The sequence below is a fragment of the Zobellella sp. DQSA1 genome (assembly GCF_041950555.1).
Taxonomy (GTDB): Bacteria; Pseudomonadota; Gammaproteobacteria; order Enterobacterales; family Aeromonadaceae; genus Oceanimonas.
In genome coordinates this window covers 1220056-1246326 of record NZ_CP169531.1, presented here as the reverse complement: position 1 = coordinate 1246326, position 26271 = coordinate 1220056, and the positions used below count along the sequence as shown (strand labels likewise).

Sequence of the window (26271 nt, the reverse complement as noted above, 5' to 3'; positions counted from 1 at the left end):
GAAAAGAAAGATCCTAACCCGAGGCCACTGGTTAATCGAGCGCTCTTTGCCAACCGAAATCACAGATCAGCGATTGCCAGTGCGGATCCAGCCCGGCCGCCAGCCGCAGCGGCGCCGCGGTCACCGGATGGTTCAGCTCAAGGGCAGCGGCGTGCAACAACAAACGATCGCAGCCGAACTGCTGGCGGAAGAAACGGTTATGACGGCCGTCACCATGAGTGGTATCCCCCACGATGGGGTGGAACAGATGGGCCATATGGCGACGCAACTGATGTTTTCGCCCGGTTTCCGGATGCAGCCGCACCAGGCTGTAGCGACTGGTGGCATGCTGCTTGGACACCGCGAAAGGCAACTCGATCTGGGCCAGACGCCGCCAGTGAGTCACCGCCGGCTGGGCCGGTTTATCGGCCTCGGAAAACTTGTCCGCGATATCGTCCAGGCGGTGACTGAGGGCATAGTCCAGTCGCCCCTGCTCCGGCATATAACCGCGCACTACCGCCAGGTAGTGCTTGCCGACCCGGCGTCCGGTGAACGCCTCGGTCAGGGAACGGGCCACCTCGGCGCTTTTCGCAAACAGCAGCAGGCCGGAGGTGGGGCGGTCCAGCCGGTGGACCGGAAACACATGACAGCCAACCGCATCCCGAGTCAATTGCATGGCGAACCGGGTTTCCCCCTTGTCGAGCCAGCTGCGGTGAACCAGGAGGCCTGCGGCCTTGTTCACCGCCACCAGCCAGTCATCCTCGTAAACAATCGCGATACTCATCCTTCGCGGGACACCTGCTGGCCGGAGAGGGCTTCATCCAGCCGGGCAATCGCCTCTTCCAGCGCCCGGGTATCCTCGGCCAGTTCCTTGAAGCTCTCGATGGCCATGGGATAAACCGAAATCCGGGTCGGCAGCGGCGCGCCGGCGTCGATCAATGCCTGCATCCGTGGCAGCAACACGAATTGCAGCCACTGGGGGAAGGTCAGGGTATCCAGACAGAATGGCTCCGTACTTGCCAACGCCTTGGCGGGAGGCGGCACGCTCTGCCACCAGGACAGGACTTTCAGTTCACGTTCAATGGCATACAACAGCGCCCGGGGCTCGGCAGACATCGGCAACCTCCTCTTAAAACAGCGTCCCAGTATACCATCTTGGCGCCCGACTCCCTATAATCCGGCCCAGGTCGACAGGAGGAGCCGATGCAGATAGATACCTTGAGCGAGTTTTTAACCCAGGCAGGCACCGAGTTTCGCCTTTACGATCTGGGCCGTCGTCTGCAGCCGCTCGGCCGGGACGACTTTATTGCCATTGAAACCGGCCAGCGGCCCTATCCCTGGCCGCTGCAACGCCACGCCTGGCTGGCAGTCAGCTATCGGCGGCTCCACGACCATCGGCAGCATTATGTGTGGTTCCTGAAGATCCCACTGGATGAACGCGGCCTGTTCAACCATGCCGCGGTCAAGCACTTCCTGGCCGCACTGGTAGAACAACTGGGCCAGGATCCGGCCGCCCCGCTCAGTGAAGAGCAGCAGCAACGGCTGGCCCAGACGCCCTTTACCTTCCAGCCCGGCCAGGACAAGCTGGCCGCTTTCCATGCCCGGCTGCGGCTGGATCTGGGGCTGCCACCGTCGGCCTTTTATCGGGATGTGGCCGATTACCTGGCCGCCCCCGAGTCAGGCGACTGGCAACAGCTGGGACTGCAGGGACTGGCGGATCTGGCGGCCCGCCTGCCTCGGGATCCCGGGTTGTGCCGCCAATTTGAGCAGCGGTTGTTCACTCTGCCCCAGCCGGTGCAACAGGCGCTGTTGACCCAGTGCGAACATCATCCCCTGCCGTTGTCCCTGGCCGAGAGCCTGCTCGGGGCGATCAGCGCCGAGCTGGAACGACAGACACCGGATGAGGAACGCATCAGTCTGCTGCTGCGCGCCACCGCCGGTACCCCTCCCTTCGACGCCCGCCGCCGCAAGATTGCCAGCCTGCTGGCGCTGACACCGGGACAACCGCTGATGCTGAGCCTGGCGGCGCGCCTGTGGCAGGAACTGACCGATGAGGCACTGCTGCTGCCCTACCTGGAGCAACTCGCCGGCCGGCACCCGACACTGTTCAACGGCCTCTTTGCCGAACTGGTCTCGACCCCGGCGCTGCGCCCGTTGATCCTGGCCAACCTGCACAACCCGGCACTGTCCCAGGCCCTGCAAAGCGCCATCGGCAACCTGTTCGCGGCTCCCCGTGACTGAGTTACTGGCACTGCTGGGCCTGTTTCTGCTGGCTGCCGGTTACTGGCAGATCCGCCGCCAGAGCGAATTCGCCCGCCGCTGGCTGGAACACTACTGCCGCCGGCAACAATTCCAACTGCTCAGTGTCTATCGCTACCGTTACACCTGGAAACGGGGACGACTACTGGCACAGTTCAAGTTCGAGTTCAGCCACGACGGCCTGCAGCGGGACGAAGGCTCACTCTGGCTGGGCGGCCTGAAAGTACTGGACGTCTCCCTGCCGGTGCTACGCGAGCCGCCATCGCCTATGCTGTAATAACATGATGTTTTAGGAGGCAATGATGGAACATATCACCCACCCTTTCAGTGAACTGTTCGAACAGCTGGGGCTGGATGCCAGCCACCAAGGCATAGAGCATTTTCTGGCCGCTCATCGCCTGCCACCCGAGGTGGAGTTGGTGGACGCACCATTCTGGAGCACGTCGCAATCGGCCTTCTTGAAAGAGGGGCTGCAAAACGATTCGGACTGGGCCGAAGTCATCGACCAACTGAATGCCAGCCTGAGATAACCCTTACGGAGCCAAGATGTCCCATCAGGATATTATCAATGCCATTCACAGCCTGGTGCGTGAAGGTAAAGCCATCACCACCGCCGCAGTCAAGGCCAGGGTCGGCGGCCCGGTCAATATGCCCCAGTTGCTGCAACTGGTCAGCCGCTACAAGCAGTCGCCGGACAGCCTCCCGGCCGCCGCCGAGCCACCCGCCCCCGCGGTGCCGGTAACACCGCCGGATCTGGTCACCCGGGTAGCCGAGCTGGAAGCCCGCATCGCCCGCCTCGAGCAACTGCTGGAGCAGGAACGCTGATGTGGGTCTGTGAACTCAGTTTCGATTGTTATCAGGATATCGCACTGGCCGAAGCCGAGCCGGCCATCCGTCAGTTGCTGGATGCCCTGCGTTACAATGGCCAGATCCTCGGGCGGGAGTTCCCCACCAGCATCCATCAGGGCTGGCTCAGCAGCCGGGTGGTCTGCCCCGAAGAGGACAGCCTGCACCCACGTCATTACAGCCGGCAGGTAGAGCAGGCCATCAACCGGCTGCATCAGGTGGGGTTGACCAGCCCCAGGGTGCAGGCCAAAGGCCAGGATCTAAACTCGGACACCACCGACCACTGCAAAGAGCGCAGTTGGCAGCTGTTATACACCAGCTATCTGCATACCTGTTCGCCGCTGCGCTGCGGTGAACACTTCGCACCTATCCCGCTCTATCAGATAGCGCCGGTCGCCAATGGCGATTTCAAGCAGGTGCTGAAATGGCAGGAAGACTGGGAAGCCTGTGATCAACTGCAGATGAACGGCTCCATCCTGGAGCATGCCGCCGTGGGAGAGATCGGCGAGCCGGACAGCCGACTGGCCCGTCGCGGCCGGGATCTGGCCAAACGCATTGAGTACCTGACCCAGGTGCCCACCTTCTATTACTTGTACCGGGTCGGAGGCGAAAGCCTAGCCGCCGAGCAGGAACGCCCCTGCCCCGGCTGTGGCGGCGATTGGCGGCTGACGGAGCCAATGCACGACATCTTCGATTTTTTGTGCGATCCCTGCCGGCTGGTGTCCAACCTGTCCTGGGATTTTAAGGATTGAACCTTTAACAGGGCTCCACCCGTCGCAAAAAAATGGCCAGGTTCGGCGCCAGCACCCCGATACGGCCTTTGCCGAGACGCTCCAGCAGGACTTCCCCGCTGGCGTTGTCCAGGGTGACCAAACGCTGCTCGTCGCGGCAGGAGGCCAGAAACCAGCTTGCCGGCAACCCCAGCTTGCGCAGCATCAGCTGATGGCCGATCTGATTTTGCTGCAGCCGTTCAAAATCCTCCTGGTTCCAGGGTTGCAGCAAGGTCAGGAACAGCCCCTTGAAACACACCGGCAGGTTGCCGGCGAAATAATGGCCGAAGAAGGCGGGCAGGGCCGAATGCACCGGCATCTCCAGGGCGGTGGCAACGTTGTCGAAGCCGGCCGGCTCCGGCCGCGGCCAGGGCTGCCAGGCGACTTTGCCGGCATGGGCCGGTAGCAGCTCGGCCGGGGAAGGAAAGGCGGGATCATGATCCGCCAGGGGGGCTCCGCCTAGCCGTCGAGCGCGCTCAAACAAGGCACCGAGCGCCGTCACCACTTGATCTTGCATGTCAAAGTCTCACAATAAGGCCAGATATCGGCATATTACCAACTGGATCCCGAAATGACACCCGAGCAAAAGTACCAGAACACTCAGGCGCTGGAGGCACTCCCCCTGGGCAAACACAGCAGCTACGTCTGTGAATACGATGCCAGCCAGCTGCAGCCGGTGCCCCGCAGCCTGAACCGGGACGATCTCGGCCTCGACGCCGATGCCCTGCCCTTCGGCGGCGAGGATGTCTGGAACCTGTATGAGCTGTCTTGGCTCAATCCCAAAGGTAAACCCATGGTCGCCATGGGTGAGGTGCATGTCCCCGCGGCCAGTACCAACATCATCGAATCCAAGTCGTTCAAGCTGTATCTGAACAGCTTCAACCAAAGCCGCTTCGAGAATCTGGAGGAAGTCGCGGATATCCTCACCCGGGATCTGTCCCTCTGCGCCCAGGGCCGGGTCAGAGTCAGGCTGTTCGATCTGAACGCCGCGCCGGCCCAGTTCGGGGTACTGCCCGGCGACTGCATCGACGATCTCGACATCGAGATCGACCGCTACCAACCCGACGACGCCCTGCTCGCCAGTGCCCTGGAAGGGGAGGATGAGGTGAGTGAAACCCTGCACTCCCACCTGCTCAAGTCCAATTGTCTGGTCACCGGTCAGCCGGATTGGGGCAGCCTGATGATCCGCTATCAGGGCCCCCGCATCCGCCGGGAAGCCTTGCTGCGTTACCTGGTCTCTTTTCGCCAGCACAACGAATTCCACGAGCAGTGCGTGGAGCGGATCTTTATGGATCTGCTGCACCACTGCCGGCCCCGGGAACTGACCGTCTATGCCCGCTATACCCGTCGTGGCGGCCTGGATATCAATCCCTACCGTAGCAATGTCGCCGGCAAGGCCGCTAATGTCCGCCTGCTGCGCCAGTAAAACAGGGGGCGGCCCGGCCGAATCACGTCAGGAACTGGACTCCCTTCGGTCGGCTCCGTACACTGCCGTGTTATCCGCATTTTTCCGGTAATCATTATTGTGATCTTGTCTGTCGCCGTCCTGGTATCGCATTTGGCGGGCGCCCCGCCGCTGTCGCCATACCAACCCGAGCCCACTGAACTTCAGCGGGCGCGACAGCTCATGCTCAGCCGGCCCAATGAATGTGTAGCACTGACCCACTACTTCCTGCAACGCAGAGAAGTCGACCCGGCGCAGATGATCAACTCGCGTCAGGACTTCGATCATCAGGAGCTGGCCCGGCTGTACCGCACGCGAGAACAGAGCCTGGCTGCCTGGCAACTCCAGGCGTTGTGCCAAGCGAACGAAGGGCTGCTACTGCCGGCCGATGCCAGTATCAACCAGGCTATCGAGCTGGCCCAACGCTACCGGCAACCCGAAGCAGAGGCCGCCAGCCTGCTGATCAAGGCCAAGCTGGCCCTGGCCAGACAAGCGCCCGAACAGGCACAGGCGCTGCTCAACGAGGCCGTTCCCCTGCTGGACACCGCCGCTTCGCCCACCCTGGAAGACGCCCTCCAGCTGTTGCACGCCACCACCCTGCTGTACCAGCAGCGATTCGATGAGGCCCGCCAGGCATTCGAGCAGATCCGCCTCCACGCCCTGCAGCAAGATGACGGAACCCAGCAGGCCTGGGCCAACTATCTGCTGGGCAAGTATTACCAGTTGCTGCAGCAGGATGAACTGGCGCTCTCCCACTATGTGGAAACCCTGGATCTGCTGCACAAGCGGCGGCAGTACTACCTCAAGGCGATGGCGGCAGAAAAGGCCGCCAGCCTGTCCGCGACGCTGGGAGAAGCCGACAAGGCGGTCTATTACGCCAATCTGGCTACTACCGAGTTCGAGTTGCTGGGCAACAGTCCCCTGCTGATCGGCTCCCTGCTCAACCTGGGCCGGGTCACCCGCGCCGGTAATGATGCCAACCTGGCCCTGGTCTACTTCTTCAATGCCCTCGATCTGGTCAGGATCCAGGGTGATAACGAGCTGATGGCCCGGCTTTACCTGGAAATCGGTCACTCCTACCTGTTGCTGAAGACCTTTGCGGAGGCCCGGCATTATCTCGATATGGCCCGCGCCAGCTTTGAACGCAGCCAGGATGTTCCACGGCAAATAGACACGCTGTTACAGCTGGGGCAACTGCATCTGGAACAACAGGAAACCGGCCTGGCCCTGCTGCAGCTCGACCGGGCCCGGCAACTGGCCGAGCAACGGGATGACGTACCCCGGCTCATTGAGAGCCACCGCCTGCTGGCCCTGTTGTTCGAAACCAGCGACAACATGACCCAGGCCCTGGTTCACCATAAAGCCTTTCACGCCAACTACGAGCGTGCGAGCCGGCTCAACCGCCTGCTGACCCAGAGCCTGGTGCAGGGTAACGACCAGCAACTGCAGCAAGAGCGGGAACTGGCCGGCCTGCGCCGGCAGAACGAACAACTGCAGCAGGACAGGCAACGGTTTGCCCTGCTCGCCACCAGCCTGAGCCTGATAGCCCCCCTGCTGCTCTATGGCATGATCCGCAATCATATCCGCAGTCGCCGACTACTGCATGAAAGCACCGAACTACGCCATTCCCTGCTGATCGAACCCCGAACCGGCCTGCCCAATTGGCGTCAACTGATGCAACGCCTGCCCCAGGAAATGGCCAAGCGTCAGCTTCGCTCGGAGCAGTGGTATCTCAACGAAACCGAAGCGCAACCCTTCAACGACAAGATCTATTACTTCCTGATCCATGTCCCCTTCATGGTCGATCTCAGCGAGCGGGTGGGTCTGGAGCACGCGGCCAGCATCCAGAAGAAACTGGGAAATTATCTGCAGGGACGCATCCACCCCAAGGCCCGGCTTTATGATCTGCGGGAAGGCCAGTTTATCTACGTGATCTCCCAGCGTCAGGTGGTGGATCTACAACAGACTCTTTCGAGTCTTGAACGTATGTTTGCCGAGTTCCCCTGCCAGTTTCAGCTTGATCAACGCCTGGCCATCGGTATCATCGGACATCCGTTCCTGCCCAAGGCCCCTCACGCACTGGATGATATGCGGTTGGGCGATATTCTTTACCTGGCCATGGCCGCCGCACATCAGTTGGCGGAGCAAACCGGAGAGCTCGCATGGGTAGAACTGCTGGCGGTCGATTGTCAGCAGGCGGCTTTTTTTAACGGTGACATCCGCCACTGTTGCATACAGGCCATCCTGAAGGGGCTGGTGAAAGTCAACAGCTCTCATAAAAAACAACAGATTGACTGGCATGCCTTGGCCCCAGAGCCGGCAGCACTGATATAATGCTTCAGGCCCACCTGCGCTAGGGTGTAATGGTGAACAATGGACAATCTCGACGATAGACAGATGTTAAAGGAATTGGCATCGGTTATTGATAAGCTGGGCGATGTACTTACCGGCCTGCAACGGCAAGAAGATCCGCTGGCCGGCGCCCGGCAGGGTGTTCATAACGAGCAGGGGCGCCGCCTTACCGGGCACTGGCAAAAACTGTTTGTCGGACACGCCAAAGCCGCACAATCAGGAAGCGACGCCCGGCCCGGCCCCGATATCGCGGGGCTGACGGCAGATTTCGATCACCTGCTTTCCCGCCTGCGAAACAGCAGCACCCGTCTGCAACGGTGGCAGCAACTGGACGGACAGCGGTTGCGCCTCGCGGCGCAAGAACTGCAACAATCCACCTTCTGTCCGCCCCAGACCGGGCAACTGCTGGCTGAGCTGGCCCGCCAGGACGGCAGCCACCAGGGGCAGCTTTGGCTATTGCTGGACTGTTACAAGGCGGCCGTCAAGCAGTGTACTGAGCAGGAAACCCGGTCCCGAGCCCATCACCATGAAATATGCTCCAGGCTGCAACAGCTCATCGACGAACTGCATTTTTCCGGTGAGATAGGCGCCGCGCTCGCCAAGATACAAAGCCAGCTGTTACGACAGGCGGACCCCTCCACGCTGCCACCGCTGTGCCTGCGCCTGATTGAACTGACCATCGAGGGCTGCCGACAGGAACGGCAGAATTCCACGCTCTTTCTTGCCAAACTCAACACCAACCTGGGCGAAATGCACCACAACTTTGCCATTTCCCTGAGTGAAGGACAGGCGCTGTTTGATGCCAGAACCCATCATGGCCATCATATCGCCGGCGAACTCCGGGCCATCGGTGAGCATCTGGTCAGCCAGGATAACGAGCAGCTCAAGGAAGAAATTGAGCTGCGCCTGCGCAGCATCACCCATGTCCTGCTGCAGCACGAGCGTTTGCAGGAGCGGGAACAATCGCTGCTGAACCGCATGAACGCCATGGAAAAACAGATCAACGAGCTCAAGAGCGAGGCGGACGGCTTCAAGCAGCGGCTTAGCGTACAGAATGAAAAGCTGTTTATCGATAACCTGACCCAGATTTACAACAGGGCCGCGATGGATGAACGGCTGGAAGTCGAATACCGCCGCTGGCTGCGTTACCAGGAACCGCTGTGCATCGCCCTGCTGGATATCGATTACTTCAAGGAAATCAATGATAAATATGGTCACCTCGCCGGCGACAAGGCGCTGCGTCTGATTGCCAGGACCATCCAGAAATCGCTGCGCCAAACCGATTTTGTGGCTCGCTTCGGAGGCGAGGAATTCGTGCTGCTGCTGCCCAACGTCAACCCGGACAAGCTCCATAAACCCCTGGAAAAACTGCGTGAGCAGATAAGGAACATTCCGTTTCGTTTTAAAGAAGAGCGCGTTACCATCACCGCCTCCATCGGTGCCACCCTGTTCGAGAAAGGGGACAGCACTACTTCAGCCCTGGAACGCGCCGATCGGGCCCTGTATCGTGCCAAGCACGCCGGGCGCGATCAGATAGTCATGGCCTGACACTAATAACATCATTCACGGGAGTGACCATGATCACCCATATTAATCCGGTCGGCAGCATGAACCTGCTGTCACAACTCGAGGTCGATCGCCTCAAGCAGTCCGCTTCCGGCGATCTGTACCAGCTGTTTCGCAACTGTGCCCTGGCGGTACTCAACTCCGGCAGTAAAACCGACAGCTCCAAGGAAATACTGGAGCGATATAAATCTTTTGATATCAATGTGATACGCCGTGAGCGCGGGGTCAAGCTGGAGCTGTTCAACCCGCCGGAACACGCTTTCGTCGATGGCGAAATTATCCGCGGCATTCAGGATCACCTGTTCTCGGTACTACGGGATATCATCTACGTCAACAGCCAGTTGCAGGGCGCCGGGCAATTCAACCTGACCTCGTCGCTGCATATCACCGACCTGGTGTTCGCCATAGTGCGCAACGCCCGGGCGGTACATCCGGGAGCCGACCCCAATCTGGCGGTATGCTGGGGCGGGCACTCCATCAACCCGGTGGAATACCAGTACACCCGCGAAGTCGGTAGCGAGTTGGGCTTGCGGGAAATGAACATCTGTACCGGCTGTGGCCCCGGCGCCATGGAGGGCCCCATGAAAGGCGCCGCCGTGGGCCATGCCAAGCAGCGGGTGACCGGCAGCCGCTATATCGGCCTGACCGAACCCTCCATCATTGCCGCCGAACCGCCCAATCCCATCGTCAATGAGCTGGTGATCCTGCCGGATATCGAGAAGCGGCTGGAAGCCTTTGTGCGCCTGGCCCATGGCATCATCATCTTCCCTGGCGGCGTAGGGACGGCGGAGGAAATTCTCTATATCCTCGGCATCATGATGCATCCGGAAAACCGCCATCAGCCCATGCCGATCATCCTCACCGGTCCCAAGGAAAGTGCCAGCTACTTCCGCAGCGTGGACGAGTTTATCGGCAACACCCTGGGCGCCGAGGCGCAGTCCCTGTATCAGATCATCATCGATGACCCGGCCGAAGTGGCGCGACGGGTCAAGAATGCCATGCCGCTGGTGCGGGATTATCGCAAGTCGGTGGGAGATGCCTATTCCTTCAACTGGTCACTGAAGATAGAGCCGGAATTCCAGCTGCCCTTCATTCCGGATCATGACAGCATGGCGAACCTCAACCTGCACTGGGAGCAGGCGCCCCAGCAACTGGCCGCCAACCTGCGCCGAGCCTTCTCCGGCATAGTGGCGGGCAACGTCAAGGAAGGGGGCATCCGTGCCATCGAGAAGAAGGGCCCCTTCCTGATCAACGGCGATCCCAAGCTGATGAAGATGATGGACAAACTGCTGCAGCAATTTGTAGAGCAGCAACGGATGAAACTGCCGGGCTCGACCTATGTGCCCTGCTACCGGATCAACCGCTGATATCCCATGCAGTTACTGGTCATTGATGCGCTCAACCTGATCCGCCGGCTTTATGCGGTGCAGGAAGCACGGCAGCGGGACCAGGAGGCCGCCCTGGTCGCCACCGGGGCGGCCCTGAAGCACGCCGCTGGCCGGTTGCTCGTCCAGTTCGATGCCAGCCATGTGGTGGCCGTGTTTGATGGTGCGCCCATCGGTTTTCGTCACCGGCTCTATCCTGCCTACAAATCCGGCCGCAAACCCATGCCCGCCGCTCTCGCCGCGTATCTCGGCGAATTGCAGCAGGGCCTCTGGCAACTGGGGATCGACGCCCTGCTGTCCGATACCGATGAAGCCGACGATCTGGTGGCCACCCTGGCCAATACCCTGTCACGGCACGGTCTGGCCACCACCATCGTCTCCACCGACCAGGGCTTTTGCCAACTGCTCGGCCCCCATACCAGGGTCTGGGATCACTTCAACCAGCGTTGGCTCGACACGACTTATGTGCAACAGAATTATGGCCTGTCGCCCTCGCAACTGGTGGATTACTGGGCCCTGACCGGCGTGTCCGGCAGCCAGATCAAGGGCGTACCCGGTATCGGCCCCAAACGGGCAAAAGCCCTGCTGCAACAGTTTGGCAACCTGGACCGGCTGCTCGCCAGTCCCCCCGCCAGCAAAGAGGAACACGGCGTCCACCGGCATAAACGCGAGGCCTTGCTGGCCAGGCAACTGGTCAGACTGGTGGATGATATCGAGCTCGGCTTTAACCTCAAGGATTTGCGATACCGGCCTTCAACTAAAGGGCCATAGGCAAAATACGATAAAAATGTTATAAAAGCCGCGTAAAACAACTTCCCCTACCTCTGTAACTGATAACGGAAAAACTGCCCATGAGTAAACGCAGTATCACCGTGATCCCGGGCGACGGCATTGGTCCGAGCATTATCGATGCCGCCCTGCAAATTCTGGATCACGCCGGTTGTAATTTTCATTACGACTACGCCGATGCCGGCCTGATGGCCCTGGAAAAACACGGCGAACTTCTCCCCCAAGCGACTCTCGACCTGATTACCAAAAACAAAATTACCCTGAAAGGCCCCCTGACGACCCCGGTCGGCGGCGGCTTCACTTCCATCAACGTCTCGCTGCGCAAACTCTTCAACCTGTACGCCAACGTCCGCCCCGTGGTGTCTTTCGAAGGCACCAAAAGCCGGTTCGAGAATATCGACATCATCACCATCCGGGAAAACACCGAAGGCATGTACTCGGGGGCCGGTCAGAAACGCTCCGAGGACAACGCCAGTGCCGAGGCGATGAGCATCATCACCCGCGAGGGCGCCGAGCGCATCGTGGTGTTCGCCTATGAACTGGCGCGCAACGAAGGCCGCAAGAAGGTCACCATAGTGCACAAGGCCAATATCCTGAAGTCCACTTCCGGGCTCTTCCTGGATGTGGCCCGGGACGTGGCCAAGCGCTACGAAGATATCGAAACCAACGAGATGATCGTGGATGCCGCCTGCATGAACCTGGTGATGTATCCCGAGCGGTTCGACGTCATCGTCACCACCAACCTGTTCGGCGACATTCTCTCCGACTTGTGCGCCGGCCTGGTGGGTGGTCTGGGCATGGCCCCCGGTGCCAATATCGGCAAGGATGTGGCCATTTTCGAAGCGGTGCACGGCTCGGCGCCGGACATCGCCGGCCAGAATATCGCCAATCCCTGCTCGGTGATCCTGGCCTCTATCCAGATGCTGGAGCACCTGGGGATGCAGGACAAGGCCAGACAGATCCGCGAAGCGGTACGCAAGACCATCGCCGAAGGCAAGACGGTCACCCGGGATCTGGGCGGCAACGCCAGCACCACCGAGTTTACCCAGGCGATTATCGCCAATCTGTAACGCAACAGGGGGCCATAGGTCCCCTGATTCTTTCCTGCCTGCTTGCCCCCGCCTTGCTGCTATAGTTAGCTATATGGACGAACGAGGCGACGGACATGGACGGTCGACTAGCACTTGTTTTTCTGTTTCTGCCCTTGCAAACGCAAGCTCAGGAACTGCGCTTTACCATAGATCCCCAACAGCTGATTAGCGATAGCCCCAAGCGTTACGGCCTGGATATCGAGCTGCGGGAAAACGAGGATGGCAACGCCCGGCTGGCCGCCTATCCCCGGTTGCAGCTGACACCGGAAAGTTCGGTGAGCCTGTCGCTCAAGGACTACAGGCCCAACCTGAATCTGGAAGGCAGCGGCTACAAGACGTCGCTACGGCTCAGGGGAGACGGGGTCAAGCTCAATATCAGGCCCAAGGATCCCCGCAACCGTCTGGAAGTGGACATCAAGGTCACCGACGACGAATCCAGCCTAGACCTTAGGTACAAGTTTTGACACCTTGCGCGGCTGGAACACATGCACGGTGATTTCTTCCCGGTCGTGATACAGCTGTTTGGCCTGGACCTGGAAACCGCCCAGCTCCTCCAGCTTGTCCTTCAACTGCTGCAGGTTATAGACCGCCTCGGCATAACGCTTCTTCATGGGCAACTTGAGGTTGAACATGGCCTCCTGGCAATCTTCACTGACCAGCCAGTCCGCCATCAGCGCCACCACCCGGGCCGGCTTTTCCACCATGTCACACACCAGCCAGTATACGTTCTTGCGCACCGGACGAAACTTGAAGCCGTCTTCTCGGTAGTGCTTGACCTGACCGGTCTCCATCAAGGACGGGCTCATGGGGCCATTATCCACCGCCGCCACCATCATGCCCCGGGCCACCAGCTGGTAGGTCCAGCCGCCGGGCGCCGCCCCCAGATCCACCGCCCGCAGGCCGGAGGTCAGGCGGGTTTCCCATTCTTCCCGGGGGATAAACACATGGAAGGCCTCTTCCAGCTTCAGGCTGGAGCGGCTCGGCGCATCCGCGGAGAAGCGCAGCCGGGGAATGCCCATGTGGAAAGGCGAATGGTTATAGGAGTAGGAATACCCGATCATCAGATGATTGTTGGCCAGGAAAAACAGATGCAGAGTCGGCCTGTTTCGAGTCTCGTTTTTGGTCAGCAGTTCTTGGCCACGCAGGGCCTGACGCACCGGTACGGTAAACTTGCGGCAAAAACGCGACAGCTCCTTGCCCTCGTTGGTATCCGGTGTTTCCACCCGGATATCACCGCACAGCGGCATGCCTGCCGCCGCCTCCAGCACCGGGGTAATACGATCATCGAGCGGCAGTTCCTTCAGCTCGGCCCAGATCACCAACATCTGGCGGGCGAAAATCAATTCCCGGAACGGCAGCTTGCGCGCCAGCAAGTCACCGTCTTCCGGCTGGAAGCATTCATACACCACAAAGCCGCTGTCGTCCTTGGCTCGGGCAAAACCGGGGCACCCCATGGCCGCCGCCCTGTCCTGAATTTCCGCTGCCGCCTCTTTCTCGAATCCGGGACGACAATAAATCAATAACTGTTTCATTCAGACCTCAACCAGGTACGACCGGCCAGCAGTAAACTCAACCAACCAGCCATAAAACTCACTCCCCCCAGGGGAGTCAGCCAACCGATGCCTTTGGTGCCAAACAGCACCATGGCATAAATACTGCCGCTGAACAGCAACACGCCCAGGGCAAACAAAGCGGCCGCCACATGCAGGGCCTTGGCCGGCCTTGAATGCAGCGCCACCACCACCAGCAGCAACGCCAGGGTGTGATAAAACTGATATTGCACCGCGGTATTGAAAGCATCGACCAGGACATCCGCCCGACCGCTTGCCGCCAACCCATGGGCGCCGTAGGCTCCCAGGCCGGTGGCGCTCAGGCCAAATCCGCCCGCCAGGCAGAACCAGAGTCTAATGAGCAAGAACAAACCTCCTCATGCCGGCCACCACCGTCGCCAGGTTGCGCTCCAGGGTGGTACCCGATGCCTTGCGCGGACTGAAACCGTGATCACCGTCGTTCACCCACAGCGTCTCGATCCCCTCCGCCAAATCGTAACCGGCTACCGCCTCCCGGTTGCCGAAGGTATCCCGCTCCCCCTGCACCAGCAGGGTAGGCGTCACTATCGTAGCCAGATGCTGGCCGCGAAACCGTTCCGGCTTGCCCGGCGGATGAAAGGGAAAGCCCAGCAGGAGCAGCCCCGCGGGCGCGAGCTCGTCGGCCACCAACGACGCCATGCGACCGCCCATCGACTTGCCCGCCAGGAACAGCCGGGGATGGGCGAACGCCGCCGCCATCTCCCGCCAGCAGGCCAGCAGCACCGGCTCCCGGTCCGGCGGTCGCTTGCGCCCGTCATCCCGGGTTTTCTGCATATAGGGAAACTCAAAGCGGATCACCTGGATCTGCTCGTCGGCCAGGCCTGCGGCCAGCCGTTGCATCACCTCGTGTTCCATGCCGGCACCGGCCCCGTGGGCCAGCAGCACCCGGTGGTCTGCGTTATCCGGACCGTCTACCAATACCTTGCTCATCCGTTCAGGGCCTTCTGCTTCTCTTCCTTGATCACCAACGCCAGCATCCACTCGCGGAAGGCGGCAATCTTGCCCAGCGCCGCCTGGGATTCATGGCACACCAGGTAGTACGCATTCTTGGACATCAACACCTGTTCGAAGGGACACACCAGGCGACCCGCATCAATTTCCGGCTGGGTCAGCACACTGTGTCCCAGGGCGACCCCCTGGCCGTGAATGGCGGCCTGGATCACCATGGAGGAATGGCTGAAAATCGGGCCCTGGTTGACGTTCGCCGCCTGGATATCCAGCTGCTTGAACCAGGCTTTCCAGTCCCGGCGCGAAGTATCGTGCAGCAGTGTGTGACGGGTCAGGTCCTCCGGGGTCTTCAGCGGCTTGGTGCCCATCAGCAGCATCGGCGAGCATACCGGGATCAGATACTCGATATGCAGCTTGTCGGCCCGCAGTCCCGGCCAGTTGCCCTTGCCGTAATAAATCGCCACGTCCACATCATCGGTGAGCGAGCCCTCATCCAGATCCACCGCCTTGATGCGCACATCGATATCCGGATGCACCTCGCTGAATCGCACCAGCCGGGGTACCAGCCACTGGATCGCGAAGCTCGGTTGCAGGCTCACGGTCAGCGCTCCCTTGGCACTCCGCGCCAGCAGCCGCTCGGTGGCATCGGAGATGGCGGAAAAAATATCCTTGATCTCCAGGAAATAGCTCTGCCCTTCTTCGGTCAGCAGCAGGGAGCGGTTGCGTCGCCGGAACAGCTTGATGCCCAGATATTCCTCCAGTCCCTTGATTTGATGACTGATCGCCGCCTGGGTCACGAACAGTTCTTCCGCCGCCCGGGTAAAACTCAGGTTGCGGGCGGCCGCCTCGAACGCCTTGAGCGCATTGAGCGGGGGAAGTCGCCGGGACATCGATACCTCGATAAGGTTTTCTAATGGCGGGGATTATAGGTGGCCGGCGAACGACAAGCCAGTACCGCCACCAGAAAGCGGCACAATAGTTGCGCGATGGCGGTACGGCGACCATCCGGTGCTATTCTGTTTATCCACTACCCTCTGCTACACTGGGCGGGTTTTATCCCACTCCGACTCAGCGAACAACCCAGGATCCCATGATTGAGCTGCTTCCCGTATCACTGCTTGACTGGCTGATGTTCAGCCTCGCGGCCCTGTTGGTGTTATTGGTCTCCCTCGGCCTGTTGCGCCGACTATGGCGCGGCACCCCAAAACAACCCTATCGGCAGAAGCTGCTGTTCAGTCCCGAGGCCGCCCGCGCCCTCCGCTTGCTGGACAGCGCCCTGGGGCGGGAGCTGCGGGTGTTTGCCGCCGTCCGTCTGAGCGATCTGCTGGAGCTGAATCCGGTGTTGAAGAAGGCGCACCGGGAGCAAGCCTGGCATGAACTCTACGGCGAAAGACTGGATTTTGTGCTCTGCTCGCCTAAAGATCTTAAGGTCAGGGCCGGTGTGATGCTGGTGGATGACAGCCTGAGCAAGACCGACGGGCGCCAACGTCAGCGGCTGCTGCAACATATCAGCAAGGCCGGGCTGCCGCTGATCCACCTCTCACCCAAAGACTGGCCAAGCCCGGAAGCGCTGCGCCAGGAGATCCTGGATACCATCAGCCAAGGGCCGATCTCCCTGTCCCCGACCGGCTGGGGCCGGGTAGAACCGGTGATCCGCCTGCCCGAGGAGGAGTTGCCGGAAGACAACGACGAGCCCCGATTCCGGCTTTGAGTGCAGCTGGCCACCACTCCGCTCTTTTCGGTGCTCACTGCAGATTAAGGAGACACCATGATCAGGTTGTGCCTGTTGCTTTTCCCCCTGCTGCTTGCCGGTTGTGCCAACGATGGCTGGCAATCCGCCAGCCGGGCTCCCGCCGGCATAGCGCCGGATCCGGCCACCACCCCGGAAGCGGTGATTCAGGTCTATGGGGCCGACGCCTGGGGCTGGCGAGGCTGGTTTGCGGTACATACCTGGATCGCGGTCAAGCCCAGCAACGCCGAGCAATATACCGTCTTCGAGGTGATCGGCTGGCGCACCCGCCGCGGCCTGCCCGCGCTGCGGATAGCGCAGGACTATCCAGACCGTTACTGGTTCGGGGCGACGCCTCGGATCCTGCTCGACAAACGCGGGCCGGGCGTCGACGAGCTGATCGAGAAAATTGAACAGGCGGCCCGGGATTATCCCTGGAAGCATGAATACCGGCTCTTTCCCGGTCCCAACAGCAATACCTTTCCGGCCTGGGTCGCCCGGCGGGTACCCGAACTGGGCCTGAATTTGCCGTTCAGTGCCATCGGCAGCAGTTGGGCCCGCAAGATCCCCTGATCAGCACCACAGCTCCCGCAGCGGCGTATCCGGGCGGTAGTGATAGGCGATTTGTGCCTGCAGTAACTCGGCGGTGGCCAGGGCATCGGTCTGGGCGTGATGGGGTTGGTAGTAAGGCAGGTGATAACGGCCGCGACTGTCGGCCAGGCGGATCGAAACCGGCTTGCGTCCCCGTAGCCGGTCCCAGAGCCCGAGCGGCCTGCGCCGGTGCAGCCTCGCTTCCAGCTCCATGGTATCCACCACCGGAAAGCGGATGCCCTCATTCAGTCTTGCCCGCAGGGCCGCATCCAGAAAACGGCGTTCTATGCCGCGATGGTGCACCACCACCACGCGTCCGGCCAGGGCGACGAGCAGCTCATCCAGCACCAGCAACAAATCCGGGGCCGTCTTGATTTCCGCATGGGTAATGCCATGGATCACCACCGACTCCCCGGCCAGGGGTTTGTGCGGATTGAGGATCCAGTGCCTGGCCTCCCGGCAGCGAATGCGTTGCAGGCTGAAAGGAACCAGCCCAATGCTGACGATGGCATCCTTGCCGGGATTAAGGCCGGTGGTTTCAAAGTCCATGGCCACAAAAGGCACCTCGGCCAGGGGCATGTCTCCGCCGGCAGCCCCGGCCCGGTAATAACGCTCCAGCCGGTAATCCCGGGCGCTGCGCGCCAGTTGCTCGAACAGCGCCGGCCATTCGGTCGGCGGTGCGCCACGGCCTTCGGGCTCGGGTCGCAAGTAGAACATGTCGACTCCTTACCCCCGGTTGGGCTGGTAACGAAACTTCAGGAATTTCTGGGCATGACTGAGGATCTGGAAGGCGTCTTTCAGGTTCCTGCGCTCGAAGTCCGACAGCATCTCGGGCTCAATATTGTTGTCGGGCTCCCGGCCGGCCGCCACGTCCAGCGCCTGATGGCGGATCCGCACCATGGCGATAAATTCCATCGCATCCCGCAGATCCGGACCCCTGCCCTTGGGCAACACCCCCGCCTCGATCACATCCTTGAGCCGCTCGAAGGAATTCTGTGCCCGGGAGCCTATCGCCAGCGCATGTACCCGGATCAAATCCGCCAGTGGCGCCGTCCCCCGCCGTTTCAGGTTGATGGAATTATTGTGCTTGCCGTCCTGCTCCATCACGAACCCCTTGAAGAAGCCGAGCGGCGGGGTGCGATTGAGGGCGTTGCGCGCCATGCAGGCCAGAAAGCGGGGGCTACGCCTCGCCCGCCGCGCAATCAGGATATTGAGCTGATCGGCCCACTCGGTCTTGCCAAAGACGCCATCCAGATCGAAAAAAATCGAACTGTGCAGCAAAGACTGCGGGCTGGGATTGTCGATCCAGTCGTTAAAGCAGTGCTCCCATTGCTGTCGGGTTTTCTGCCACTGCACATTGGTCGCCATGATGCCCCCCTTGCAGTAGCTGTAGCCGCAAGCGGCCAGGCCGTCGCAGACGTAACGGCCGAGGGCAGCAAAGTAGTCGCCGTCCCGGGATGGATCATAGCGGTTATCGAGAATAATGGCGTTGTCCTGATCGGTGACAATCAGTTGCTCATCCCGTGCCATCGAGCCCAGCGCCAGAAAGCAGTAAGGCACCGGCGGCGGCCCCAGTTCGCTTTCGGCCAGTTCCAGCAGCCGCTGCTTAAAGCTGCGGCCGATCACCGCCATGGCGCTGCCAATCATCTGTGAATTGGCATCCTCGTTGACCATGCGTAAGAAGCAGGCCCGCACATCCTGGGCCACCAGCGCCAGTTCCTCGGGGCTGTGCGCCCGGAAGATATGCCTTACCACAAACAGACTGTTGCGCGACTCGTAACGCATGACATCCGACAAGGCGATGACGCCCACCGGCCGGCCTCGATGCAGCACCGGCAGGTGATGCAGATTGTAACGCAGCATGGTGAGCATGGCTTCGAACACGAACTGACCACTTTCCAGCGCGACCAGGTCCGCCGACATCACCTCCACCACCGGGGTCTGCAGCGGCAGTCCCGCCGCCAGCACCCGGGTGCGCAGATCCCGATCGGTAAGGATGCCGGCCACCACCACATCATCCGTCGGCGGTTCGGGGTGCAGCACCAGGATGGAAGACACCCCTTCTTCGGTCATTCTCTGCGCCGCCTCCTGCACCGAGGCCGCCAGGGGAATGGTCACCGGCGCACGGCTGATCAGTTCACTAACCGACGACGTCATCAGCTCATTGGCATTCTCCTGCCGGGACAGCGTCTGCCGCAACCGGGTTCTGTCCTCCACCTCAACGAAGTCGGCGAAGGACTCGAATTCGGCGCAGAGCTCGTGGAACAGGGTTTCAGGCAGGCAGTACAGCAGAGTATCCTCCAATGCCCTGGCCGACAGCCGCACCCTGTTGTTCATCAACAGTCCCATCTGGCCGAACAGGCTGCCTTCGCTCAGGCGGTTGTAGAGCTCGCCGCTGCGCCGGTAGATCTCCACCGCCCCGCTGCGCACCAGGTAGAGATCGTGCACCTGGTCGCCATAGTTCAGTATCGGAGTACCGGCCCGGTAATAGGCCACTTCAACCTGGCCCGCGACCTGCTCGAGGACGGCTTCCGGCAAGCTATCAAAGGGAGCAAACTGGCGTATAAATCCGAGAATTTCGATCTGTTCAACTTCCATGGTCTGGCTCTTCGAATGCAGGAAAGTAAACGGGGCAGGCCGCACGAGCCAGCTGCCCCGACGCCTTCGCGTACCCGCGACTTAGCTTGCCTTCGGCTCCGACGCCAGCCCCTTGAGCAGGGATACGCAGGCAATCAGCAGCACTATGGTAAAGGGAAAGCCGGTAGACACCGCCATCGCCTGCAGGGCGACAAGGCCGCCACCCAGGATCAGGGCTATCGCCACCAGTCCCTCGAAAGTGCACCAGAATACCCGCTGCGGCTTGGGCGAATTGACCTTGCCGCCGGCTGAAATGGTATCAATGACCAGGGATCCCGAGTCGGAGGAAGTCACGAAGAACACTACTACCAGCACAATGCCGATAAAGGAAGTGATCTGTGCCAGCGGCAATGCATCCAGCATGATGAACAGCTGCAGCGGCAGTGCCGCTTCGGCCACCGACTGGTACCCATCGTTGACCAGCTGACTGATGGCGGTACCGCCGAAGGCGGTCATCCACAGCACGCAGGCGGCGGACGGCACCAGCAACACCGACACCAGAAATTCCCGCACGGTACGGCCACGGGATACCCGCGCAATGAACATGCCGACGAAGGGGGACCAGGAGATCCACCAGGCCCAGTAGAAGGCGGTCCAGCCCTGGGAGAAGTTGGCATCTTCCCGGCCTATCGGGTTGGACAGGGCGGGCAGGTTTTCCAGGTAGGCCGCCAGGTTGGCGAAGAAGCCCGTCACGATGGCGAGGGTAGGCCCCACGATGACCACGAACAGCAGCAGCAAGGCCGCCAGCACCATGTTGATCTCCGACAGCCGCTTGACCCCCGCATCCAGCCCGGCCAGCACAGAAAGGGTGGCAATCGCGGTGATCCCGATCACCAGCACCACTTCGGTGGTGGTACCGAGCGGCAGGCCAAACAGATAATTCAGACCGGCACTGGCCTGGGAGGCCCCCAGCCCCAGGGAAGTGGCCAGGCCGAACAGGGTCGCCACCACCGCCAGGACATCGATGATATGGCCCGGCCAGCCCCAGACCCGCTCACCCAGCAGCGGATAGAACACCGAGCGCACCGTCAGCGGCAGGCCCTTGTTGAAGGAGAAGATCGCCAGCCCCAGGGCCAGCACCGCATAAATCGCCCAGGGGTGCAGCGCCCAATGATAGATGGTAGCCGACATGCCCAGTCGTCGGGCGGCTTCCGCATCACCGGCGGCGGCCCCTAATGGCGCCCAATCGGTACGCACGCCGTTTTCGACACTGATGCCGCCCATGGCGCTGCCGAAATGGGACAGCGGTTCGGACACCCCGTAAAACATCAGGCCGATGCCCATGCCGGCGGCAAACAGCATCGAAAACCAGCCCAGATAGCTGAAATCCGGTTTGGCCTCGGTACCGCCGATGCGTACCCGCCCCAGCGGCGACAGGATCAGTCCCAGGCACACCAGTACGAAAATATTACCCGAAATAATGAAAAACCAATCCAGCTTGGCGGTGAGCCAGCCGCGCAGATCACCGAAAAGGGGCCCCACCTGGTTCTGGAATGCCAATGTCAGGAACACGAAAACCACGATGGCCAGCCCGGAAATCATGAACACCCGGTTATGAATATCCAGCCCGAACGGACCTATCTGCAATGCAATATTATCCTGCCCTATCTGGTAATCGGTATCGATGGGATTGACCTTCCCCTCCGGGGCCATCACCTCATGGTTCTCTTTCTCGGTCATATTCTGCACCTTTAATAATTAGAGTCATAATGAAGGGTGAACGTCTAAAGATAGCATAAGAAATGTAACAAAATTACACCCTTAGCTAAAATGAGAGGACGTTTCGTGCAGAATGAACAAAATAACGGCAATGATCCGCGGCGTTATTATCGCCCGCCATCGTAAACAGCATCGTCCACAAACGAGTAAACGATTAACGATTAACGATTAACGATTAACGATTAACGATTAACGATTAACGATTAACGGATAATGGCCTGGCGGCACACGCCCGGTAAAGCCAGCTCACCGCCGGGGCCGAATAAAGTAAATGGCGGGCACGAAAAAGGCCACCCTAGGGTGGCCTTTTCTTGAATTTGGCGGAGCGGACGGGGCTCGAACCCGCGACCCCCGGCGTGACAGGCCGGTATTCTAACCAACTGAACTACCGCTCCGTTGCCTGATACTGCTTGCTTCAGGCGGGACGGATATTAATTCCCCCGACGAGAGGGGTCAAGGATAAAATCATGCGTTTCGACCGCTTGCGCGCTTTTTAGCCTAAACACCAAATAATGCACAATAAAGGTACGGTTCAGAGCCCTTCTTCCCGCTTTCTGGCCGCCTTTCTGCGCCATAGCCAAAGCACACCCCCACTCAGCAGCAGGAGCAGCGCTCCAGCACCGAGCAAATAAGGCCAGAGCAGCCGGGCCGGTGCCAGGGCAGCCGGACCGGTGGCGGGAGCCGTGGCCGGAGGCAACACCCTGACCACCTGTTCGGCCAGGTCCAGCTGAATTTCACGCCCGTCCCGGGTGGTCGCAAAGGCCCGTCCCTGCCAGCGATAGTTGCCTGGTTGTCGGGCGTCGGGCAGTTCAATGACCCGGCCCTGTCCGGAAATCGGCAACGTCTGCCCCAGTGGATTGCTCAACTCGCCGGACACCACCAGGGTATCGGGTTGCAGCTCGCCGTCGGCTTCCAGGTTGAGCCGCCAACGCCCTGCGGCATCGGGTGTCGAAAACCTCAGGTTGAGCGGCATGGGATAAACCAGCAGCTCCTGCTCATACGTTCGCGCCAGGACCTGATTGGTGGTTTGCGCCTGAAACAGATACTGGCCGGGCTGGGTGTCAAAAACCAGCTCCGCCGTCATCTTGCCGTCACCGGGATAAGCGTCCAGACCGGTGCCATCATCGGCAAAAAAACCGATCACCCGCGGTGCCCGGGCAAAGCGATCGCCGTCGTTGTCGAGCAGACTGACCAGTTGAGCCTGCAATGACAAGCCATCGAGGTAGTAGGCGGCATCCAGGGTGGTTTCGGCATATTTCAGCTCGGCGTCCAGCTTGAGCACCTCGCGCTGATAAATCCGCGGTGGCAGCGGCTCCAGTTGCAGACGAAACACGCTGACCAGCGAAATTCCCCGCTGCTCGTTGATCTTTCCGGTGGCCTGCCAGGGACCGGGTTCGGGCTGCCACAGGGTGATCACATCCCGCTGGGACGTGGAGGCCCAGTTGATATGATCCGGATGACGCTGATAGTAATACTTGCTGCCATCGGGACGGATCAAGACCACGGGGGCGCTCTCTTGCTCCCGCTCGATGAACAGGGTGACCGCGGAAATAGAAGGGTCGATGCGAAAGGTATTGCTCAGCCAGCGCGCATTCTGCTCATTGGCGCTCCCCGCCCCGGCCATGACCGACAGCAGAACGAAATAAAGCCCCCTCATTCCCCACGCCACAGACAACTGCCCCCTTTCTTCATCACCAGATCCAGCCGGTCCTCATGCGCCTGCAGCTCCTGAGCGCCGGCCCGGATCACCTTGAGCGCCGGCCGCGTCGCGCTCAGGCGGCGAATGCCCTGGGCATTGGCCCCCTCTTGCTGGCCGGTGTCGCTCTGCAGGTTCAACTTGGTCTGGCCACCGGTCATCAACAGGTACACATCGGCCAGGATCTCGGCATCGAGCAAGGCCCCGTGCAGGGTTCGGTGACCGTTGTCTATGCCGTAACGATCGCAGAGCACATCCAGGTTGTTGCGCTTGCCGGGGAACAGCTGCCGGGCCAGGGCCAGAGTATCGGTGATCTTGCATAACCGGGCCATGCGTTCCGGCCGCCCCATCAGCTCCATTTCGTAGTCGAGGAAACCGACGTCGAAGGGCGCATTATGGGCCACTAGCTCGGCCCCGGAGACAAAGGCAAGGAATTCGTCGACCTTGGCGGTAAACGCCGGTTTGTCCGCCAGAAACGCATCGGTAATACCATGCACCTGGATGGCTTCTTCATCGACCTTGCGATCCGGCTTGAGATAGACATGGAAATGCCGGCCGGTCAGGCGGCGGTTAATGACCTCCACGCAACCGATTTCGATCACCCGGTGCCCCAGATAATGGGGCCCGGCATCCATGTTCATACCGGTCGTTTCCGTATCCAGAACAATTTGCCGATGATGGCTTTGCTGGGTCATCGCTGTTTCCTCCGCACAAGACGGCGCCAGTATAAATAACCGGGCCGGAGAGTGCTACCGAGGCAGTGGCATCATGCGGGATCCGGACTGGCCCGGGCCCCTCGGCTGTGGCAGACTTCGCCTTTATTTTCATATCGTGGGCGAGCATGAAACACATCCAGCTTTACACCGATGGCTCCTGCCTCGGCAACCCGGGCCCGGGCGGCTATGGCGCCGTACTGCTCTACAAACAGCATCGAAAAGAACTGAGCCGGGGCTATCGCCTCACGACCAACAATCGTATGGAATTGATGGCGGCCATCGCCGGGCTCGGCGCCCTCAGCCATGGTTGCGAGGTCGATCTGACCACCGACAGCCAGTATGTGCGCCAGGGTATCACCCAGTGGATCAACGGCTGGAAGCGCAACAATTGGAAAACCGCCGCCAAAACGCCGGTTAAGAATGCCGATTTATGGCAACAACTGGATACCTTGTGCCAGCAGCACAAAGTGCACTGGCACTGGGTCAAGGGGCACTCGGGACATCCGGAAAATGAACGTTGCGACGAACTGGCCCGGGACGCCGCCTTGCATGATGCGGCCAATGAAGACGTCGGCTACTCGCGCTGACGTGCCATGCCCGGCTGGGCTAGGGCGCTGCGTACCGGCTTCAGCTCCCGGATGGGCGTCAGCGGAAAACGTCGTTTGCGCGCCAGTATGATATACACCGCCGCCAGCGAAGGGCAGAAGCGCGGACAGAGCCGGCCACGCCAGTGGCCGGGGAGCGCAAACTGCATAAAGCGGGTAAACCCCAGGTAATCCCGTTCGATCACCTCAAACCCCAGCAACTTGAGCCAGTCCTCCAGCCGGCCCGGTGCCAGCATATGGCGCCAGCGCGGCAATCGCCGCCGCAGGGCCGGCAGGGCACAGGCCAGCCCGGCACTGCTGTAGGGGTTGAAACCGGTGACGATCAGCCAGCCGTCATCCCGCAGGGCAATTTCGGTTTCCCGCAGGATGGCGTGAGGATGCTCGCTGTAATCCAGCACATGGGCCAGCAGGCAGGCATCCAGGCTGCCGGGGGCAAAGGGCATGGCGGTGGCATCCGCCTGCAGATCCATGCCCTCAAAGGGAAACTGTCCCATCAGCACCGACTGGCGGATCCGGCTCTTGTCCAGCGACAGGGCGGCACTCAGGGCATCGATCTTGAGCAGGTTGAAACCGAACAGGCCCGGCGCCCACTCATCCAGGCGCAACTGCAGCTGCTCGGCGATCTGGCTGCCGCACGGCAACTGCTGCCAACGTTCCGGTACCGGCGGTGTACTGGCTGATTTCATGGCGCCTCTGGTAAGCTAATGCACAACACGACCACAAGGACAGCATCATGCCCAACATCAGTCCCATCCCTGCCTTTAACGATAACTATATCTGGCTGATAAGCAATGGTAACAGTGCCGCCGTGGTGGATCCCGGGGATGCAGCCCCGGTTGCCCGGGTGCTGGCGGAACGCAGCCTGACCCTGGATGCCATCCTGATCACCCACCACCACCGGGATCACACCGGCGGGGTCAAGGCCCTGCTGGCCCGCTGGCCCGAAGCCAGGCTCTATGCCCCGGCCGCCGAACCGATGCCGGCGGCAACCGGCACCGGCCTGCAGGAGGGCGATCGCCTCACCTTGCCGAGCCTGGGGCTCGAACTCGGGGTCATGGCCGTACCCGGCCACACCCTGGGCCATATCGCCTATCACGGCCAGGGGCTGCTGTTTTGCGGCGACACCCTGTTTTCGGGGGGCTGCGGCCGGTTGTTCGAGGGAACCCCGCGGCAGATGCACCGGTCCCTCACCCGGCTGGCCGCCCTGCCGGAAGACACCCGGGTCTATTGCACCCACGAGTATACCCAGGCCAACCTGGCATTTTGCCACGCAGTGGAACCAAATAACCCCGAACTGAAAAAATACCTGCAAAAAGTGGCCAAACTACGCCAGCAGGGCCTCCCTACCCTGCCCACTTCCATCGGCCTTGAAAACGCCGTCAATATCTTCCTGCGCGCCCATGTTCCGGGGGTCCGGGCCGCGGTTCAGCACCACGCCATGGCGGAGTTAAATGAAGACACCGAAGTGTTCGCCGCACTTCGCCGCTGGAAGGACGATTTTTAACGAACTTGATTAAACTGCTCACAAAGCATACACTGGCCGCCGTTTTTGTGAGACGC

General features: G+C 60.8%; 29 protein-coding genes and 1 tRNA gene. 16 read left to right on the top strand and 14 right to left on the bottom strand.

Annotation, left to right across the window (positions count from 1 at the left end):
• Positions 1–31: 31 nt before the first annotated feature.
• A complete protein-coding gene (truC, locus tag ACEVBK_RS06055) occupies positions 32–763 on the bottom strand; it encodes a tRNA pseudouridine(65) synthase TruC (protein WP_375057701.1) in 732 nt (243 codons plus the stop codon).
• Complete coding sequence (locus ACEVBK_RS06050) at positions 760–1095, bottom strand: YqcC family protein (protein ID WP_375057700.1); 336 nt, start codon at positions 1093–1095, stop codon at positions 760–762. Before ACEVBK_RS06050 ends, truC begins: the two co-directional genes overlap by 4 nt.
• An 87-nt stretch (positions 1096–1182) precedes the next feature.
• Between ACEVBK_RS06050 and ACEVBK_RS06045 the strand changes: the two genes are divergently transcribed.
• From ACEVBK_RS06045 to ACEVBK_RS06025, 5 genes are read left to right on the top strand one after another with little or no spacing between them, the layout of a single operon-like run.
• The gene (locus tag ACEVBK_RS06045) at positions 1183–2220 is read left to right on the top strand and encodes a DUF3549 family protein (RefSeq protein WP_375057699.1); all 1038 of its coding nucleotides are present in this window, start codon (positions 1183–1185) and stop codon (positions 2218–2220) included.
• Positions 2213–2515 (top strand): DUF3301 domain-containing protein, encoded by a 303-nt coding sequence (locus ACEVBK_RS06040; protein ID WP_375057698.1) that lies wholly within the window; start codon positions 2213–2215, stop codon positions 2513–2515. The genes ACEVBK_RS06045 and ACEVBK_RS06040 overlap by 8 nt, the downstream gene beginning before the upstream one ends.
• A 25-nt stretch (positions 2516–2540) precedes the next feature.
• On the top strand, positions 2541–2768 hold the full coding sequence (locus ACEVBK_RS06035) for a DUF2789 domain-containing protein (protein ID WP_375058519.1): 228 nt from the start codon (positions 2541–2543) through the stop codon (positions 2766–2768).
• Positions 2769–2784: 16 nt separating this feature from the next.
• The gene (locus ACEVBK_RS06030; RefSeq protein WP_375057697.1) at positions 2785–3063 is read left to right on the top strand and encodes a hypothetical protein; all 279 of its coding nucleotides are present in this window, start codon (positions 2785–2787) and stop codon (positions 3061–3063) included.
• Positions 3063–3836: a Zn-ribbon-containing protein gene (locus ACEVBK_RS06025; RefSeq protein ID WP_375057696.1), complete on the top strand. Its 774-nt coding sequence runs from the start codon at positions 3063–3065 to the stop codon at positions 3834–3836. Before ACEVBK_RS06030 ends, ACEVBK_RS06025 begins: the two co-directional genes overlap by 1 nt.
• A gap of 4 nt (positions 3837–3840) precedes the next feature.
• On the opposite strand, the gene ACEVBK_RS06020 is transcribed toward ACEVBK_RS06025, so the two are convergent.
• The gene (locus ACEVBK_RS06020; RefSeq protein ID WP_375057695.1) at positions 3841–4371 is read right to left on the bottom strand and encodes a SecY-interacting protein Syd; all 531 of its coding nucleotides are present in this window, start codon (positions 4369–4371) and stop codon (positions 3841–3843) included.
• Positions 4372–4425: 54 nt separating this feature from the next.
• On the opposite strand from ACEVBK_RS06020, the gene queF reads away from it, so the two are divergent.
• From queF to ACEVBK_RS05985, 7 genes are all read left to right on the top strand, one after another.
• The gene (gene queF, locus ACEVBK_RS06015) at positions 4426–5280 is read left to right on the top strand and encodes an NADPH-dependent 7-cyano-7-deazaguanine reductase QueF (protein WP_375057694.1); all 855 of its coding nucleotides are present in this window, start codon (positions 4426–4428) and stop codon (positions 5278–5280) included.
• A 201-nt stretch (positions 5281–5481) separates the two neighbouring features.
• Complete coding sequence (locus ACEVBK_RS06010) at positions 5482–7632, top strand: GGDEF domain-containing protein (RefSeq protein WP_375057693.1); 2151 nt, start codon at positions 5482–5484, stop codon at positions 7630–7632.
• 63 nt (positions 7633–7695) lie between these two features.
• On the top strand, positions 7696–9198 hold the full coding sequence (locus tag ACEVBK_RS06005) for a diguanylate cyclase (RefSeq protein ID WP_375057692.1): 1503 nt from the start codon (positions 7696–7698) through the stop codon (positions 9196–9198).
• A 29-nt stretch (positions 9199–9227) separates the two neighbouring features.
• Complete coding sequence (gene ppnN, locus ACEVBK_RS06000) at positions 9228–10583, top strand: nucleotide 5'-monophosphate nucleosidase PpnN (protein WP_375057691.1); 1356 nt, start codon at positions 9228–9230, stop codon at positions 10581–10583.
• A gap of 6 nt (positions 10584–10589) precedes the next feature.
• Complete coding sequence (gene xni, locus ACEVBK_RS05995; protein WP_375057690.1) at positions 10590–11372, top strand: flap endonuclease Xni; 783 nt, start codon at positions 10590–10592, stop codon at positions 11370–11372.
• A gap of 80 nt (positions 11373–11452) precedes the next feature.
• Positions 11453–12460, top strand: a complete 1008-nt coding sequence (locus ACEVBK_RS05990; RefSeq protein ID WP_375057689.1) for an isocitrate dehydrogenase — start codon at positions 11453–11455, stop codon at positions 12458–12460.
• A gap of 95 nt (positions 12461–12555) precedes the next feature.
• Complete coding sequence (locus ACEVBK_RS05985) at positions 12556–12945, top strand: hypothetical protein (protein ID WP_375057688.1); 390 nt, start codon at positions 12556–12558, stop codon at positions 12943–12945.
• On the opposite strand, the gene rlmM is transcribed toward ACEVBK_RS05985, so the two are convergent.
• Genes rlmM through ACEVBK_RS05965 form a run of 4 tightly spaced genes read right to left on the bottom strand, consistent with a single transcriptional unit; the run spans position 12922 to position 15908 of the window.
• Positions 12922–14013: a 23S rRNA (cytidine(2498)-2'-O)-methyltransferase RlmM gene (gene rlmM, locus ACEVBK_RS05980; RefSeq protein WP_375057687.1), complete on the bottom strand. Its 1092-nt coding sequence runs from the start codon at positions 14011–14013 to the stop codon at positions 12922–12924. The two genes, ACEVBK_RS05985 and rlmM, sit on opposite strands and share 24 nt — an antisense overlap.
• The gene (locus ACEVBK_RS05975) at positions 14010–14396 is read right to left on the bottom strand and encodes a DUF423 domain-containing protein (protein ID WP_375057685.1); all 387 of its coding nucleotides are present in this window, start codon (positions 14394–14396) and stop codon (positions 14010–14012) included. The genes rlmM and ACEVBK_RS05975 overlap by 4 nt, the downstream gene beginning before the upstream one ends.
• Positions 14386–15000: an alpha/beta fold hydrolase gene (locus ACEVBK_RS05970; RefSeq protein WP_375057684.1), complete on the bottom strand. Its 615-nt coding sequence runs from the start codon at positions 14998–15000 to the stop codon at positions 14386–14388. The genes ACEVBK_RS05975 and ACEVBK_RS05970 overlap by 11 nt, the downstream gene beginning before the upstream one ends.
• Positions 14997–15908, bottom strand: a complete 912-nt coding sequence (locus tag ACEVBK_RS05965) for a transcriptional regulator GcvA (protein WP_375057683.1) — start codon at positions 15906–15908, stop codon at positions 14997–14999. The genes ACEVBK_RS05970 and ACEVBK_RS05965 overlap by 4 nt, the downstream gene beginning before the upstream one ends.
• Before the next feature lie 200 nt (positions 15909–16108).
• Between ACEVBK_RS05965 and ACEVBK_RS05960 the strand changes: the two genes are divergently transcribed.
• Complete coding sequence (locus ACEVBK_RS05960; protein ID WP_375057682.1) at positions 16109–16729, top strand: DUF2726 domain-containing protein; 621 nt, start codon at positions 16109–16111, stop codon at positions 16727–16729.
• 57 nt (positions 16730–16786) lie between these two features.
• On the top strand, positions 16787–17320 hold the full coding sequence (locus ACEVBK_RS05955; RefSeq protein ID WP_375057681.1) for a DUF3750 domain-containing protein: 534 nt from the start codon (positions 16787–16789) through the stop codon (positions 17318–17320).
• Here the strand turns inward: ACEVBK_RS05955 and ACEVBK_RS05950 are convergent, their stop codons facing one another.
• The 6 genes from ACEVBK_RS05950 to dnaQ form a co-directional block, all read right to left on the bottom strand.
• Positions 17321–18055, bottom strand: coding sequence for a 3'-5' exonuclease (locus ACEVBK_RS05950; RefSeq protein WP_375057680.1), 735 nt, complete (start codon positions 18053–18055; stop codon positions 17321–17323).
• A gap of 9 nt (positions 18056–18064) precedes the next feature.
• Entirely contained in the window at positions 18065–19936 is a 1872-nt protein-coding gene (locus tag ACEVBK_RS05945) for a putative nucleotidyltransferase substrate binding domain-containing protein (RefSeq protein WP_375057679.1), read from the bottom strand.
• 81 nt (positions 19937–20017) lie between these two features.
• On the bottom strand, positions 20018–21655 hold the full coding sequence (locus tag ACEVBK_RS05940) for a BCCT family transporter (RefSeq protein ID WP_375057678.1): 1638 nt from the start codon (positions 21653–21655) through the stop codon (positions 20018–20020).
• Positions 21656–22012: 357 nt separating this feature from the next.
• A tRNA-Asp gene (locus ACEVBK_RS05935) sits at positions 22013–22089 on the bottom strand.
• 137 nt (positions 22090–22226) lie between these two features.
• The gene (locus ACEVBK_RS05930; protein WP_375057677.1) at positions 22227–23351 is read right to left on the bottom strand and encodes a hypothetical protein; all 1125 of its coding nucleotides are present in this window, start codon (positions 23349–23351) and stop codon (positions 22227–22229) included.
• Positions 23348–24085 carry a DNA polymerase III subunit epsilon gene (dnaQ, locus tag ACEVBK_RS05925; protein ID WP_375057676.1) on the bottom strand — a complete coding sequence of 246 codons (738 nt, stop codon included), beginning with the start codon at positions 24083–24085 and terminating at the stop codon, positions 23348–23350. Before dnaQ ends, ACEVBK_RS05930 begins: the two co-directional genes overlap by 4 nt.
• Positions 24086–24231: 146 nt before the next feature.
• On the opposite strand from dnaQ, the gene rnhA reads away from it, so the two are divergent.
• Positions 24232–24693: a ribonuclease HI gene (gene rnhA / locus ACEVBK_RS05920; protein ID WP_375057675.1), complete on the top strand. Its 462-nt coding sequence runs from the start codon at positions 24232–24234 to the stop codon at positions 24691–24693.
• Here rnhA and ACEVBK_RS05915 read toward each other — a convergent pair.
• Positions 24681–25397 (bottom strand): class I SAM-dependent methyltransferase, encoded by a 717-nt coding sequence (locus tag ACEVBK_RS05915; RefSeq protein WP_375057674.1) that lies wholly within the window; start codon positions 25395–25397, stop codon positions 24681–24683. The two genes, rnhA and ACEVBK_RS05915, sit on opposite strands and share 13 nt — an antisense overlap.
• Positions 25398–25444: 47 nt before the next feature.
• Between ACEVBK_RS05915 and gloB the strand changes: the two genes are divergently transcribed.
• Positions 25445–26215, top strand: coding sequence for a hydroxyacylglutathione hydrolase (gene gloB / locus ACEVBK_RS05910; protein WP_375057673.1), 771 nt, complete (start codon positions 25445–25447; stop codon positions 26213–26215).
• The last annotated feature ends 56 nt before the right edge of the window (positions 26216–26271 follow it).

Coding starts and splice junctions, on each gene's coding strand:
- truC (WP_375057701.1), bottom strand. CDS start 763: ATGAGTATCGCGATTGTTTACGAGGATGACTGGCTGGTGGCGGTGAAC.
- ACEVBK_RS06050 (WP_375057700.1), bottom strand. CDS start 1,095: ATGTCTGCCGAGCCCCGGGCGCTGTTGTATGCCATTGAACGTGAACTG.
- ACEVBK_RS06045 (WP_375057699.1), top strand. CDS start 1,183: ATGCAGATAGATACCTTGAGCGAGTTTTTAACCCAGGCAGGCACCGAG.
- ACEVBK_RS06035 (WP_375058519.1), top strand. CDS start 2,541: ATGGAACATATCACCCACCCTTTCAGTGAACTGTTCGAACAGCTGGGG.
- ACEVBK_RS06030 (WP_375057697.1), top strand. CDS start 2,785: ATGTCCCATCAGGATATTATCAATGCCATTCACAGCCTGGTGCGTGAA.
- ACEVBK_RS06025 (WP_375057696.1), top strand. CDS start 3,063: ATGTGGGTCTGTGAACTCAGTTTCGATTGTTATCAGGATATCGCACTG.
- ACEVBK_RS06020 (WP_375057695.1), bottom strand. CDS start 4,371: ATGCAAGATCAAGTGGTGACGGCGCTCGGTGCCTTGTTTGAGCGCGCT.
- queF (WP_375057694.1), top strand. CDS start 4,426: ATGACACCCGAGCAAAAGTACCAGAACACTCAGGCGCTGGAGGCACTC.
- ACEVBK_RS06010 (WP_375057693.1), top strand. CDS start 5,482: ATGCTCAGCCGGCCCAATGAATGTGTAGCACTGACCCACTACTTCCTG.
- ACEVBK_RS06005 (WP_375057692.1), top strand. CDS start 7,696: ATGTTAAAGGAATTGGCATCGGTTATTGATAAGCTGGGCGATGTACTT.
- ppnN (WP_375057691.1), top strand. CDS start 9,228: ATGATCACCCATATTAATCCGGTCGGCAGCATGAACCTGCTGTCACAA.
- xni (WP_375057690.1), top strand. CDS start 10,590: ATGCAGTTACTGGTCATTGATGCGCTCAACCTGATCCGCCGGCTTTAT.
- ACEVBK_RS05990 (WP_375057689.1), top strand. CDS start 11,453: ATGAGTAAACGCAGTATCACCGTGATCCCGGGCGACGGCATTGGTCCG.
- ACEVBK_RS05985 (WP_375057688.1), top strand. CDS start 12,556: ATGGACGGTCGACTAGCACTTGTTTTTCTGTTTCTGCCCTTGCAAACG.
- rlmM (WP_375057687.1), bottom strand. CDS start 14,013: ATGAAACAGTTATTGATTTATTGTCGTCCCGGATTCGAGAAAGAGGCG.
- ACEVBK_RS05970 (WP_375057684.1), bottom strand. CDS start 15,000: ATGAGCAAGGTATTGGTAGACGGTCCGGATAACGCAGACCACCGGGTG.
- ACEVBK_RS05965 (WP_375057683.1), bottom strand. CDS start 15,908: ATGTCCCGGCGACTTCCCCCGCTCAATGCGCTCAAGGCGTTCGAGGCG.
- ACEVBK_RS05960 (WP_375057682.1), top strand. CDS start 16,109: ATGATTGAGCTGCTTCCCGTATCACTGCTTGACTGGCTGATGTTCAGC.
- ACEVBK_RS05955 (WP_375057681.1), top strand. CDS start 16,787: ATGATCAGGTTGTGCCTGTTGCTTTTCCCCCTGCTGCTTGCCGGTTGT.
- ACEVBK_RS05950 (WP_375057680.1), bottom strand. CDS start 18,055: ATGTTCTACTTGCGACCCGAGCCCGAAGGCCGTGGCGCACCGCCGACC.
- ACEVBK_RS05945 (WP_375057679.1), bottom strand. CDS start 19,936: ATGGAAGTTGAACAGATCGAAATTCTCGGATTTATACGCCAGTTTGCT.
- ACEVBK_RS05940 (WP_375057678.1), bottom strand. CDS start 21,655: ATGACCGAGAAAGAGAACCATGAGGTGATGGCCCCGGAGGGGAAGGTC.
- ACEVBK_RS05930 (WP_375057677.1), bottom strand. CDS start 23,351: ATGAGGGGGCTTTATTTCGTTCTGCTGTCGGTCATGGCCGGGGCGGGG.
- dnaQ (WP_375057676.1), bottom strand. CDS start 24,085: ATGACCCAGCAAAGCCATCATCGGCAAATTGTTCTGGATACGGAAACG.
- rnhA (WP_375057675.1), top strand. CDS start 24,232: ATGAAACACATCCAGCTTTACACCGATGGCTCCTGCCTCGGCAACCCG.
- ACEVBK_RS05915 (WP_375057674.1), bottom strand. CDS start 25,397: ATGAAATCAGCCAGTACACCGCCGGTACCGGAACGTTGGCAGCAGTTG.
- gloB (WP_375057673.1), top strand. CDS start 25,445: ATGCCCAACATCAGTCCCATCCCTGCCTTTAACGATAACTATATCTGG.